At 60.5% G+C, this 11,831-nt stretch carries 14 protein-coding genes; 7 read left to right on the forward strand and 7 right to left on the reverse strand.

What is annotated here, in order from left to right:
* Positions 1–327: 327 nt before the first annotated feature.
* Complete coding sequence (locus VEJ16_12240) at positions 328–489, reverse strand: hypothetical protein (GenBank protein HYB10433.1); 162 nt, start codon at positions 487–489, stop codon at positions 328–330.
* A 124-nt stretch (positions 490–613) separates the two neighbouring features.
* Positions 614–853: a 30S ribosomal protein S21 gene (rpsU, locus tag VEJ16_12245; protein ID HYB10434.1), complete on the reverse strand. Its 240-nt coding sequence runs from the start codon at positions 851–853 to the stop codon at positions 614–616.
* 194 nt (positions 854–1,047) lie between these two features.
* On the opposite strand from rpsU, the gene def reads away from it, so the two are divergent.
* Together def and VEJ16_12255 are read left to right on the forward strand one after the other, a co-directional pair.
* Positions 1,048–1,596 carry a peptide deformylase gene (def, locus tag VEJ16_12250; protein ID HYB10435.1) on the forward strand — a complete coding sequence of 183 codons (549 nt, stop codon included), beginning with the start codon at positions 1,048–1,050 and terminating at the stop codon, positions 1,594–1,596.
* A 38-nt stretch (positions 1,597–1,634) separates the two neighbouring features.
* Complete coding sequence (locus VEJ16_12255; protein ID HYB10436.1) at positions 1,635–2,270, forward strand: COQ9 family protein; 636 nt, start codon at positions 1,635–1,637, stop codon at positions 2,268–2,270.
* A 52-nt stretch (positions 2,271–2,322) separates the two neighbouring features.
* Here the strand turns inward: VEJ16_12255 and VEJ16_12260 are convergent, their stop codons facing one another.
* Together VEJ16_12260 and purE are read right to left on the reverse strand one after the other, a co-directional pair.
* Complete coding sequence (locus VEJ16_12260; GenBank protein HYB10437.1) at positions 2,323–3,453, reverse strand: 5-(carboxyamino)imidazole ribonucleotide synthase; 1,131 nt, start codon at positions 3,451–3,453, stop codon at positions 2,323–2,325.
* Between the two features lie 25 nt (positions 3,454–3,478).
* Positions 3,479–3,940 (reverse strand): 5-(carboxyamino)imidazole ribonucleotide mutase, encoded by a 462-nt coding sequence (purE, locus tag VEJ16_12265; protein HYB10438.1) that lies wholly within the window; start codon positions 3,938–3,940, stop codon positions 3,479–3,481.
* 292 nt (positions 3,941–4,232) lie between these two features.
* On the opposite strand from purE, the gene VEJ16_12270 reads away from it, so the two are divergent.
* Positions 4,233–5,000, forward strand: coding sequence for a GGDEF domain-containing protein (locus VEJ16_12270; protein ID HYB10439.1), 768 nt, complete (start codon positions 4,233–4,235; stop codon positions 4,998–5,000).
* Positions 5,001–5,130: 130 nt separating this feature from the next.
* On the opposite strand, the gene VEJ16_12275 is transcribed toward VEJ16_12270, so the two are convergent.
* The gene (locus tag VEJ16_12275) at positions 5,131–5,355 is read right to left on the reverse strand and encodes a DUF465 domain-containing protein (protein HYB10440.1); all 225 of its coding nucleotides are present in this window, start codon (positions 5,353–5,355) and stop codon (positions 5,131–5,133) included.
* A gap of 245 nt (positions 5,356–5,600) precedes the next feature.
* Between VEJ16_12275 and VEJ16_12280 the strand changes: the two genes are divergently transcribed.
* The gene (locus VEJ16_12280) at positions 5,601–6,158 is read left to right on the forward strand and encodes a TIGR02444 family protein (GenBank protein HYB10441.1); all 558 of its coding nucleotides are present in this window, start codon (positions 5,601–5,603) and stop codon (positions 6,156–6,158) included.
* Between the two features lie 300 nt (positions 6,159–6,458).
* Entirely contained in the window at positions 6,459–6,617 is a 159-nt protein-coding gene (locus tag VEJ16_12285) for a YdcH family protein (GenBank protein ID HYB10442.1), read from the forward strand.
* Between the two features lie 109 nt (positions 6,618–6,726).
* Here the strand turns inward: VEJ16_12285 and VEJ16_12290 are convergent, their stop codons facing one another.
* Entirely contained in the window at positions 6,727–8,364 is a 1,638-nt protein-coding gene (locus VEJ16_12290) for an acyl-CoA synthetase (GenBank protein HYB10443.1), read from the reverse strand.
* Positions 8,365–8,657: 293 nt separating this feature from the next.
* On the opposite strand from VEJ16_12290, the gene VEJ16_12295 reads away from it, so the two are divergent.
* Together VEJ16_12295 and VEJ16_12300 are read left to right on the forward strand one after the other, a co-directional pair.
* A complete protein-coding gene (locus VEJ16_12295; protein HYB10444.1) occupies positions 8,658–10,562 on the forward strand; it encodes a propionyl-CoA synthetase in 1,905 nt (634 codons plus the stop codon).
* A 41-nt stretch (positions 10,563–10,603) separates the two neighbouring features.
* Entirely contained in the window at positions 10,604–11,026 is a 423-nt protein-coding gene (locus VEJ16_12300; GenBank protein HYB10445.1) for a RidA family protein, read from the forward strand.
* A 69-nt stretch (positions 11,027–11,095) separates the two neighbouring features.
* Here VEJ16_12300 and VEJ16_12305 read toward each other — a convergent pair whose 3' ends face one another.
* Positions 11,096–11,683 carry a cell cycle transcriptional regulator TrcR gene (locus VEJ16_12305; protein HYB10446.1) on the reverse strand — a complete coding sequence of 196 codons (588 nt, stop codon included), beginning with the start codon at positions 11,681–11,683 and terminating at the stop codon, positions 11,096–11,098.
* Positions 11,684–11,831 lie beyond the last annotated feature (148 nt).

The raw sequence follows: 11,831 nt of genomic DNA on the forward strand, positions 1-11,831 counted from the left end.
ACCCGCCTGGGGAGGTGGGGCAAGCGGGACCTCGTTGCCCCGCTGCCCGGCGACGAAATACGCGACGGCGGCGACCAACGCCAGGACAATCGGCAATAGCTTGAGTGAGAGACGGGATTTCGGGGTCATGGGAGATACATCTCACGCGGAGCCTCGGACCTTGCACACACTCGCGAAAAAAGAGGGCGCATGCCGAGCTGAAGGTTGGAGGGTGGCGAAACGGACGGTTTCATCCGCGGACAAGGTGTAAATTTCCTGTCGAACCATTGCCAAGCTATCGAACCATTGCGGCAAAATTGCGACTGGACCTTGGCGTGGCAGTGGAAATTAAGCCAGCACCCGACAATGGCGATGCGCGGCGATTTCCCGCGTATCGCACACCCACATGGTATCATCATTGCGCGATTGACAGAATACGATGAGGTTCGAATCGAAATCCGCCAACGGCAGACCTTTACGGGCGGCGACTTTTGTTTGGAGGATGGTCATGGATCCTTCTCCGTGCACGGAAATCGGAGCCCGACAACGCCGCCAACCCCGGCTCATTGGTCCGGGGGCGATCCGAATGGGAAACAGAGATTTTCCAAATGCGATCCCCGAGCCGGGGACCGGACTACGAGCCTTCGCGTTCCGCGCGCTTTCGCGCCAGCTTCCGGGCTCGACGCACCGCTTCCGCCCGCTCGCGAGCCTTGCGCTCCGACGGCTTTTCATAGGAGCGACGTAGTTTCATCTCGCGGAAGATTCCCTCCCGCTGCATCTTCTTCTTGAGCGCTCGCAACGCCTGATCGACGTTGTTATCGCGCACGACCACTTGGACCAGGGCAACTCCTCCTTCCAAACGAAGTTGGACCAACCGAACTTTCCGCTAAAGGCGGGGGTTCTAGCACATGCGCCTGCCCCTGTGAAGGGCGAAAGCGCCTAGTTCCACAGGGTTACCACGGGCTGTGGCCGCGACGCCATAGTCGTAGCCCGCTTTTCGACGACAGAAAGTCGACAACGCGATTCGCCCGCTTTACCGCAGCCTGCCAGCCGACGCATAGTAGCGTCATGGCCATTCTCAAGATCGCCCGCATGGGCCATGCCGTCCTTCGTGAGCCGGCCCGGCCCGTTGTCGACCCAACAGCACCCGAGATCCGCCGTCTGGTCGACGACATGATCGAAACCATGGAAGATGCGCCCGGCACAGGGTTAGCGGCCCCCCAAGTCCATGTCCCGCTCCGCGTTGTCGTTTTCAAGGTCTTGGCGGACCGGCTGACTGGCGACGAGGGCGACGAGGCTCAACCGCTCACGGTGCTCATCAATCCGACCATCGAACCGCTCGGCCCCGAAAAGGTTACCGACTGGGAGGGCTGCCTTTCGCTACCCGGCCTGATGGCCGCGGTTCCGAGATATCGCCGTATTCGCTACCGTGCGGCGGGGCTCGACGCAAAGATTATCGAACGCGAGGCCGCCGGCTTTCACGCGCGCGTAGTGCAGCACGAGTGCGACCACCTGGACGGCGTCCTTTATCCCGCGCGCGTCAGTGACTTTTCCCGATTCGGCTTCGTCGAGGAAATGCGCCGCTTCGCACCACCTCTTGTGGAGGAGGCAATATGAGTCGCGCTCACAAATCAACGACTCAGGATATCGGCACGATGCGTGCACGCATCCTGGAAAAGACACTCACCCACGTTCCGTTCGACGGTTGGACCGAGAAAGCCCTGGTCCGAGGTGCCGAGGATGCCGGTTATCCCTCGGCGATGGCACTCGACGCCTTTCCAGGCGGCGTTACGGATGCCATCGATTGTGCGGCCGAGGCGGCCGACGCCGCGATGCTGGCCACGATCGAGAAAATGGATTTGAGCTCCATGCGCGTGCACGAGCGTATCTCCGCTGCGGTTCGCGCACGCCTGGAAATGAGCGCGCCGCACCGGGAGGCAATCCAGCGCGCCCTTGCCATCCTGGCGCTGCCTCAGAACCTGCCGCTCGCCGCCAAGACCGTATGGCGCACCGTCGATGCGATCTGGTATGCGGTCGGCGACAACTCAACCGACTTCAACTACTACACCAAACGCGGTCTACTGGCCGGCGTTTACTCGGCAACGCTCGCCTATTGGCTCAACGATCATTCGCCTGAAAATGCCGATAGCTGGTCTTTTCTCGAGCGCCGGATCGATGAAGTAATGCGAGTCCCAAAACTCGTTGGCAAGCTGCGCGAGCGTTTTAGCTCGCTCCCGTCGCCTCTCGATCTCATGAGGTTCGCGCCGGGGCGCCGGCACCGGATGCGCTGACTCCAAGGCGGAATTTGAGACGCGTCAAACCCGCTCAGGCACCGCCTTCACCTCACCGCTTTGGCATAAGTCGTGTGACGTGACCCATCTTGCGCCCCGGCCGCGCGTGTGCCTTGCCGTAGAGATGGACCTTGGCTGTCGGTTCGGCGAGGATCTTCAGCCAATCTTCTACCTCGTTGCCGATGAGGTTTTTCATGGTGGCATTCGAATGGCGCTCAGTCGCGCCTAGTGGAAGCCCGCACACCGCACGCACCGTTTGCTCGAACTGGCTCGTAACACAGGCGTCGATCGTCCAATGCCCCGAATTATGCGGGCGAGGCGCCAACTCGTTGACCAGGAGTCGGCCATCTCGCGTAACGAACATTTCGACCGCCACGAGTCCAACGAGGTCGAGTGCCTCGGCAATATGCCGTGCCAATGCTTCGGCTTGCATCGTAAGGCGCGCGTCGATCCGAGCGGGAGCTATCGTCGTATCGAGAATATGATTCACGTGCCAATTCTCGACCGGATCGTAGGTCGCCATCCGACCGTCGAGACCGCGCGCCACGATCACCGAGATTTCAGTCATGAAGTCGACGAAGGTCTCGAGAATGCCGATGCTCGCGCCCATTGCGGCCCAGGCCTCGCGCTGGTCCGTGTCAGGCTTGATCAAAACTTGACCCTTGCCGTCATAGCCGAATGAAGCACTCTTGAGCACAGCCGGTGTACCGAGGTCGCGAATCGCCCGCTGGAGTCCGTCTGTACCGGTGATCTCGCGGTAATCGGCGGTCGGCACGCCGATTCCACGCAAGAAATCCTTCTCGCGCAGGCGATTTTGGGCGATGTGAAGGATTTTCCAGCCGGGCCGCGTCGGCACCCTGTCGCCGATCCGCTCGACCACCATCGACGGGACGTTTTCGAATTCGAATGTGACCACATCGATCGAGTCGACAAAGGCATCGATTGCCTTCAAGTCGTCATACGCCGAAATAGTGCGTGCCTCGACGACTTGGAGTGCGGGTTCGTCCAATGCGGGACAGAAGACGTGGCTGCGATAGCCGAGGCGAGCTGCGGCGAGTACGATCATCCGCCCGAGCTGGCCCCCACCAAGGATGCCGATACGGCTTCCCGGCGGCAGAGGACCTAGCCCGATCGCGGCGCTTGCAATTTTTTCTTTTATCGTCGTTTTTTCGTCAGCCGTCATTTCTCAAAAACCGCTCAATGTCTCATTATCGCTTCGCTGGTCTTTCCTCGACTGCGGCTGTTTGCATGGCGCGATAGCGATCGAGCGCTTTCGCCACGACGGGATTGCCGAGCGCCACGACGGCAATGGCGAGAAGTGCCGCGTTGACCGCACCCGCCTTGCCAATCGCGAGTGTGCCGACGGGTATGCCCGAGGGCATCTGCGCGATCGAGAGGAGGCTGTCGAGACCGGAGAGCGCCTTGCTCTCGACCGGAACGCCGAAGACGGGCAGTGGCGTCATCGCCGAGGTCATGCCCGGGAGATGTGCTGCCCCACCGGCTCCAGCGATTATCACCTTGAGCCCGCGTTGGCGCGCGCTATCGGCGTACGCGAACAGCCGCTTTGGCGTGCGATGGGCCGAGACAATTCGCGTCTCGTGCGGCACGCCCAACTTGGCGAGCATATCGGCGGCGTGACGCATCGTCTCCCAGTCCGATTGGCTCCCCATGATGATGCCGACGACGGGCGGGGCGTTCCTATCTTTAGCGATTGAGCCGGCCCGCGTGCGTACTCTTGCCGGGGTTCGCCTTTTCGTTGCCCGCGTGTTCAAGACCTTGCCCCTTATCCGTCCGGCCGCCGAAAGGCAGGGCCGGTCCACGAAGGAGGGCGATTATAGGGGGCACGACCCGGCTGGCAAGCATGCTAGCGCGCGGCTTGCGTGGCTTATCGCGCGGCCATCCGATTTAACGTTTCTCGTGGTATTGTAACAAAAGGTGCGACTCCGGTTCCACGCGGCCCTAATGGCCGACGGCGACGAGGCTCGACGGTTAGCCATGAAGATCGAAGGGAAGATCGGCGCGCGAAGCACAGGTGACGCTGGCGGTGGCGCCCGAGTGGCCTCGGGTGCCAAAGGCGGCACCCCAAAGGCATCGTCCATCGCCGATATCGCAACAATCTCTGGCATCTCGGAAGCGGAATTTACCCCGCGGGTACGCCAGGCGATCATGGCGCTTCTTGCGGAGGTCGAATCGCTTCGCCGGGAACTCGATGAAGCCAAACGCCGAGTGGGATATCTCGAGCGCCTTGCCGACGAAGACACACTCGTCCCCGTTGTCAATCGCCGCGCCTTTGTGCGGGAGCTCTCTCGCATTTTGAGCTACGCCCGCCGCCACGAAGTTCCCTGCAGCATCATCTATTTCGACCTCAATGAACTGAAAACGATCAACGACGTCCACGGTCATGGCGCCGGCGATGCTGCGTTGGCGCATGTGGCGTCCATTTTGATCGCGAACGTGCGTGCATCCGATGTAGTAGGCCGCCTCGGCGGCGACGAATTCGGCGTCATCCTCGTTCATTCCGACGCCAAGCAGGCCTCCGAGAAAGCAACACAGCTTGCAGCCGCCGTCGCGGCGGCTCCGCTCCAGTACCGGGGTCAAAGCCTGGTACTGCGGACCGCGTGCGGCAGCTATCAGATCCGCCCCGAGGAAAACGTGGATCAAGCGCTCGAGGGTGCTGACAGGGCCATGTATTCCCAGAAGAGCCGAACGGGCGGAGGTGCGGCAGTTTGAGGTGCCGAGATCCCGCCGCTCGATGCATCTAGTGTGGTTTTCGGATTTGAAGTTCCTAAACGCGGATGCCACCAAAATGCTAGGAACTTCGAATCCACCGCACTAGAGTTCTCTTCCCGGCCATCCGGCGCTAGGCGATGATGTCGGGAAGAAGCTGGCTTTCGACCTTCGCGATCTGGTCCTTGAGCGAGAGCTTGCGCTTCTTGAGCCGTTTCAACATAAGCTGATCGTAGACGCCGGCTTCGGTCACCCTGGCAATTACTTCGTCGAGGTCTCGATGCTCGCTCCTGAGGGCTGCAAGACGCTCCTTGAGCGCCCGAATCTCGTCCTCGCTCAGATCATTACCCCCGGTCATCCGCTCCTCGATCGCTCGAACGCCGATTTTACAAAAACCTGGCCCCAAGCGGAATGCCGGAAGTAGCCGCCACCGGCGTCGCTGCTGAAGCAGGCCTTCGAGTGGGCGACCGTTCACCTCAGTTCCAGCGGCCCTTGGCCCGATTTCGACAGGCCGGCCTGAAGGAGGAATGGACAAGTGGCCCGGGATTGGACAGAACGATAGGTGCACGCGCAGGGCCTCAGCATATCGTTTGCCAAATCGGTATGAACCAATTTCCTGAATGCCCCTTTTGGGACTTTTCGGTCGCAGTCTATGGACGCGAGGGGGTGGCAGCCGCTTGCTTAGCACTGCAAGAGCGCCATGGGGCCGACGTCAACTTTCTGCTCTATTGCTGCTGGCTGGGTGTGGAGGGATGCCGCACGCTCGACGCCAACGGTCTTTTGCGCGCGACAGCAGAGGTCGAACGCTGGCATTGCGAGGTGGTGCGTTCCTTGCGTGCCGTTCGAAAATACCTTAGGGCGAACCCCGAGCGAGCGTCGGTACGGCGTGTGGAGCCGCTTCGCCGAAAAATTCAGGCCGTAGAACTCGAGGCCGAACATATCGAACAAATCATGCTTTATCAGCTGCCATTGCCACAATCGCGCGAGAATGCTACGCGAGATGAACGTATTGCGTGTTCACTCGAAAATATGCGCAGCTATTTGGCGAGCGCTGGCGCAAAACTCGACGATCAAGACGTGAGCGATCTGGAGATTTTGCTTGCGGGAAGCATCACAGAGTGCGAACGGGCGGCCACCTCATCCCCGCCGACGAAACCCTAGTGCCGTGGATTTGAAGTTCCTGTCATTTGGTGGCATCCGCGTTTAGGAACTTCAAATCCGAATACCACACTAGATACAACATATTACTAGTGTGGCTTTGAATCCGAAATTCGCTCCCGGTCCCGCGCCCAGATATGGCGAATTTCGGATTCGCCACGCGAGGCGATCTGCGCGATTTCACGGCGTGCTGGCGCCGTTTGTAAAACGGGCGTAGCATTTCGCATGGACCAGGACCAGATACGGACGGATGCCCTGGTCGAGCCCCCGACCCTTATGCAAAGGAGGTGTCCGGTGAATGTCATGGAGCGGATTGAGGCCTTGAAGGCAAAACACGCAGCACTAGACGACGCGATACAGGAAGAGAATAACCGACCCCATCCAGACGATGTCCGAATTCACGACCTCAAACGCCAAAAGCTGAAGATCAAGGACGAGATTGCCTACATGAGCAGGCACTAGCCGGTCCGAAGCCCGAAAAAAGGCCCGGCGTTCTAATTCCAAAACTACTCCGGCGGGTCTGACCGGACCCGCAAGTCGGCGTCGCTATTTTCTATGATACCCCCTTCAGCTATTTGATCGACTTCGCCCGATCGCGCAGCGCAAATTTTTGGATTTTGCCCGTTGACGTTTTCGGCAACGGACCGAAGGCGATGGTGCGGGGCACCTTGAAGCGCGCCATGTTGTCGCGGCAGAACGCGATGATTTCCTCTGCGCTCGCGGAGGCGCCCGGCCTTAATGTCACGAACGCGCAAGGCGTTTCACCCCATTTCTCGTCCGGACGCGCCACGACGGCGGCCTCGAGCACAGAGGGATGGCGGTAGAGCACCTGCTCGACTTCGATCGTCGAAATATTTTCCCCACCCGAGATGATGATGTCTTTCGAACGGTCCTTGAGGTCGATATAGCCGTCTGGATGCCACACGCCCAGATCGCCGGTGTGGAACCATCCGCCGGCGAAAGCGTCCTGCGTCGCTTTTGCATTCTTCAAATACCCTTTCATCACGATATTGCCGCGCATGAAGACTTCTCCCATCGTGCGGCCGTCGCGTGGGACAGGTGCGAGCGTGCGTGGGTCGGCGACCATGAGTCCCTCGAGCACGGGGTAGCGATTGCCTTGGCGCGCCTTGAGGGCCGCCTGCTCAACGTTAGGCAGACCGTTCCACTCGTCCTTCCAGTCGCACACGGTGGCTGGGCCATAGACCTCTGTCAGCCCATAGACATGGGTCACATGAAAGCCCTGGCCTTCGATCGCCTCGAGCACTGCCGGCGGCGGCGGGGCTGCCGCGGTCATGAACTCGACCTTGCGGCCGAGATCTCGACGCTCCTGCGGGTCCGCGTTGATGAGCATACCGATCACGATGGGTGCGCCGCACATATGCGTAACACCATGATCCGCGATCGCGTCATACATTGCCTTGGCATCGATCCGACGCAGGCACACATGGGTTCCGGCCAATGCGGTGATTGCCCATGGAAAGCACCAGCCATTGCAATGGAACATCGGCAGTGTCCAGAGATAGACGGGCTGGCCGCGCATGCCCCAGACGATGATTTCACCGAGTGCGTTCAGATAGGCACCACGATGGTGATAGACGACCCCTTTTGGGTTCCCCGTCGTCCCCGACGTATAGTTGAGGGCGATTGCCTGCCATTCGTCGATGGGAGGGCTCCACGCAAAATCGGGATCGCCTTCAAGGAGAAATGACTCGTAATCGGTCTCACCGAGGCGCTTTCCGCCTTCTGTGAGAGGATCGTCGATATCGATCACTGGAATGGTGCGGCCGAGCTTGGCGAGCGCTCGGTCCACGATTGGCGAGAATTCCCGATCGGCGATGAGCAGCTTCGCTTCGCCGTGCTCGAGGGTGAATGCGATCGTGTCAGCGTCGAGGCGGGTATTTATTGCGTTGAGGACCGCACCGGACATGGGCACACCGAATGTCGCCTCGAACGCCGCCGGAATGTTGGGCGCGATGACGGCGACAGTATCGCCGACGCGAATCCCGCGCTTCGTCAGAGCTGACGCAAAACGGCGGCAGCGCGCGTATGTTTCGGCCCAACTCCGCCGGACGGTCCCGTAAACCACCGCGTTACGCGTCGGATGCACCGCAGCGGCTCTCTCGATGAAGCCGAGCGGAGTAAGTGGCGCATAGTTCGCCGCGTTCTTGTCGAGACCCCGTTCGTAGGGGTTGGCGGAACTCTTCTCCATGGCCGTAGCTCCCGTTCAGCCCGCAGCACGTAGCAGCCAAGGCATTGCCCGTCAATTCTTGCTGTCGTCAAGACGAAGATGGCAGGAACTTTGGTCGGGCCCAGGCCGGCGGTGCCGCAAATATGGTGCCATGCATGATATCTCGGCAACCGCCGGCATCGATCCAAAGTGTCGTATGTCCGATCAGTTCATGACGTAAGGAAAGAATAATGCTACATCCCAAATACCCTGGACCCTCATTGTTCGGGGGTAACGTTGCAATTGCTTATCGCGCCGCACAAGGGAGAATGATGGTGACCGAGCGGTTCGATTCGATCTATCGGCACTCCTTGAGCGATCCGGAGGGCTTTTGGGCTGACGCCGCGAGCAAAATTGACTGGATCCGCAAATGGGACAAGGTGCTGGACGCCTCGAAGGCGCCCTTCTATCGGTGGTTTCCGGGTGGATTGGTCAATACCTGCCACAACGCTCTCGATCGGCACGTCGACGGCGGACGTGGCGAACAGTTGGCACTCATTTACGACAGCCCGGTCACAAGTACGGTTCAGCGCCATACTTACCGCGAGCTCAGGAACCTTACAGCGAAGTTCGCTGGCCTCCTCGCCGCGCATGGGGTGACGGCGGGCGACCGGGTCATCATCTACATGCCGATGGTGACGGAAGCAGCGATCGCTATGCTTGCGTGCGCGCGGCTCGGCGCCATTCATTCCGTGGTGTTCGGTGGCTTCGCCGCGGCTGAGCTCGCAACGCGCATCGACGACTGCAAACCGAAGGCCGTCGTATCGGCTTCCTGCGGTATCGAGATCAATCGGGTCATTCCATATAAGCCGCTGCTGGACGACGCGATTCGCATTGCCAAGCACAGGCCCGAGATTTGCGTAATCCTGCAACGTCCACAAGCCAAGGCGGCGATGACGCCGGGACGCGATATCGATTGGGCGTCCGCGGCCGATGCGGCGCCGTATCCCTGCGTGCCAGTCGCCTCAACCGATCCGCTCTATATACTTTACACATCCGGTACTACAGGCCAACCCAAGGGCATCGTGCGCGACAACGGCGGACACCTTGTCGCACTCAATTGGTCGATGAAGAACGTCTATGGGGTCGAGCCTGGCGAAGTTTATTGGGCTGCATCGGATGTTGGGTGGGTCGTCGGGCACTCCTATATCGTTTATGCCCCGCTCATCCACGGCAACACCACCGTCCTTTACGAGGGCAAGCCTGTCGGCACACCCGATGCAGGCGCTTACTGGCGCGTGATCTCGCAGCACAGCGTTGCGGCGATGTTCACCGCACCGACCGCCTTTCGCGCCATCAAGCGCGAGGACCCTGGCGGCGCGCTTATCGGTAAATACAACCTCGAGCCCTTCCGGACTCTCTTTCTCGCGGGCGAGCGGGCGGATCCGGATACGGTGCAATGGGCTGAAAAGCATCTTCGCGTTCCGGTCATCGATCATTGGTGGCAGACCGAGACTGGATGGTCGATCGCAGCGAACTGCATGGGGATCGAGCACCTTCCGGTGAAATACGGCTCGCCCACTCGGGCCGTGCCCGGGTACGACGTGCGGATCCTCGATCCAGACTGCCGCGAGGTCAAACCCGGCCAGATCGGCGCGATCGCGGTAAAGCTGCCCCTGCCGCCGGGCTCGCTGCCAACCCTCTGGCAAGCGGACGAGCGATACAAGACAGCCTATCTTTCGCGCTATCCCGGCTATTACGAAACAGGCGATGCGGGTTTCATGGACGACGATGGCTACATCTTCGTGATGGCGCGCACAGACGACATCATCAACGTTGCGGGCCATCGGCTATCGACGGGTGGAATGGAGGAAGTGCTTGCCTCCCATCCCGACGTCGCGGAGTGCGCCGTGGTGGGTGTCGCCGATCCGCTCAAGGGCCAGGTGCCGCTCGGCTTTCTCGTCCTCAAGTCGGGTGTCAAGCGCGACCCCCGCGAGGTTGTCGCGGAGGTCGTCAAGATGGTGCGCGACCGGATTGGGCCCGTTGCGGCATTCAAGAGCGCCACCGTGGTCCTGCGCCTTCCTAAAACGCGCTCGGGCAAGATCCTTCGCTCGACAATGCAAAAGATCGCGGACAATGAGTCTTTCAAGGTGCCGCCGACTATCGATGATCCCGCTGCCCTGCCCGAGATCGAAGCGGCACTCGACGCGATCGGCTATGCCAAGGCGCGGGAGAGCTAGCCAACGCCATGACCGCACGACCGTAACCTTACGCCCTCGCCATGGCCGATCGTTTCAACCCACCCAATCTGTGGCAACCTTTCGGTCCGTTCTCGATGGCCGTTGCACTCGGGGGCGGACGAATCGTGCATCTTAAGGGCCAAGTCGCTCTCGATCGGGACGGAAACATTGTCGGGAAGGGTGACATGCGCGCGCAGACGCGCAAGACGCTCGAGAACATCGCGGGTGTCCTTGCAAGTGTTGGCGGAACGATGGGCGACGTTGTGTCGTTGACCCATTATGTGACCGACATCGAGGAGTTCATGGCAACGGGAGACATCCGGCGGAAATTCTTCGCGCCACCCTACCCTGTGACGACGACCGTCCAAATCGCGCGTCTCTACCATCCGGACCTGATGGTTGAGATAACCGCGATTGCGGAAATCCCACTGGACCGCTTCCGGCGTCTGGTAGACGAAGGCTAAAGCGAACCGGCCACGGACTGCATCCGGGCAGCTACTGCATTAGGTCGATCGCGGCGGTGATCGGCCCCATCAGGTCTCTGCCTTTTCCTCGGCTGCAGTATCTTGGGGGGGTGCACCATCCTCGGCAGCCTTGCGCAAGCGTGCGCGTGCCTTGTGCACGGCTTTTTCCAGCTCCTCGTGACCGCACAATCCCAAGAGCACGGGACTTTGAGGCTTGATGTTTGGCGTATTCCAATGGGTCCGGTCGCGTACCGCCTCGATCGTATTCTTTGTGGTGCCGACAAGCTTCGATATTTGCGCGTCGGACAACTCCGGGTGATTCTTGAGGAGCCACGCGATTGCGTCGGGGCGATCGCTGCGCTTGGCGACCGGCGTGTAGCGCGCACCTTTGGTCCGCGCTTCGGGCAGCGGAATCGAAGGCTTGGCCATTTGAAGCATGTAGTTCGGGTCGGCCTGGCCCCTGGTCAGCTCGTCTTTCTCAAGCTGACCGTTCGCGACAGGGTCGAGGCCCTGCATACCGCCCGCAACCTCGCCGTCGGCGATCGCCTGGACTTCCAGCTCGTGCAGTCCACAAAATTCCGCGATCTGCTTGAACGACAGGGTGGTGTTTTCGACCAGCCAAACGGCGGTCGCCTTCGGCATGAGGAGCTGCGCCATCGGTCTTCCTCGCTAATGTGCTTGTACTAGAGGGGATTTTCACCCCATGCGACCGGTACGGGCCGACCGGCCGCTTCCGGGCACCTCGGCTTATATAGGGTCTTCCACGGCACTGCAAACGGCTCGCGCAACAGGTACCTCCGCCCTA

It is taken from the genome of Alphaproteobacteria bacterium (assembly GCA_035625915.1).
In the GTDB taxonomy this organism is placed as follows: Bacteria; Pseudomonadota; Alphaproteobacteria; order JACZXZ01; family JACZXZ01; genus DATDHA01.

Coding starts and splice junctions, on each gene's coding strand:
- VEJ16_12240 (HYB10433.1), bottom strand. CDS start 489: ATGACCATCCTCCAAACAAAAGTCGCCGCCCGTAAAGGTCTGCCGTTG.
- def (HYB10435.1), top strand. CDS start 1,048: ATGGCCATTCTCAAGATCGCCCGCATGGGCCATGCCGTCCTTCGTGAG.
- VEJ16_12255 (HYB10436.1), top strand. CDS start 1,635: ATGCGTGCACGCATCCTGGAAAAGACACTCACCCACGTTCCGTTCGAC.
- VEJ16_12260 (HYB10437.1), bottom strand. CDS start 3,453: ATGACGGCTGACGAAAAAACGACGATAAAAGAAAAAATTGCAAGCGCC.
- purE (HYB10438.1), bottom strand. CDS start 3,940: ATGGGGAGCCAATCGGACTGGGAGACGATGCGTCACGCCGCCGATATG.
- VEJ16_12270 (HYB10439.1), top strand. CDS start 4,233: ATGGCCGACGGCGACGAGGCTCGACGGTTAGCCATGAAGATCGAAGGG.
- VEJ16_12275 (HYB10440.1), bottom strand. CDS start 5,355: ATGACCGGGGGTAATGATCTGAGCGAGGACGAGATTCGGGCGCTCAAG.
- VEJ16_12280 (HYB10441.1), top strand. CDS start 5,601: ATGAACCAATTTCCTGAATGCCCCTTTTGGGACTTTTCGGTCGCAGTC.
- VEJ16_12285 (HYB10442.1), top strand. CDS start 6,459: ATGGAGCGGATTGAGGCCTTGAAGGCAAAACACGCAGCACTAGACGAC.
- VEJ16_12290 (HYB10443.1), bottom strand. CDS start 8,364: ATGGAGAAGAGTTCCGCCAACCCCTACGAACGGGGTCTCGACAAGAAC.
- VEJ16_12300 (HYB10445.1), top strand. CDS start 10,604: ATGGCCGATCGTTTCAACCCACCCAATCTGTGGCAACCTTTCGGTCCG.
- VEJ16_12305 (HYB10446.1), bottom strand. CDS start 11,683: ATGGCGCAGCTCCTCATGCCGAAGGCGACCGCCGTTTGGCTGGTCGAA.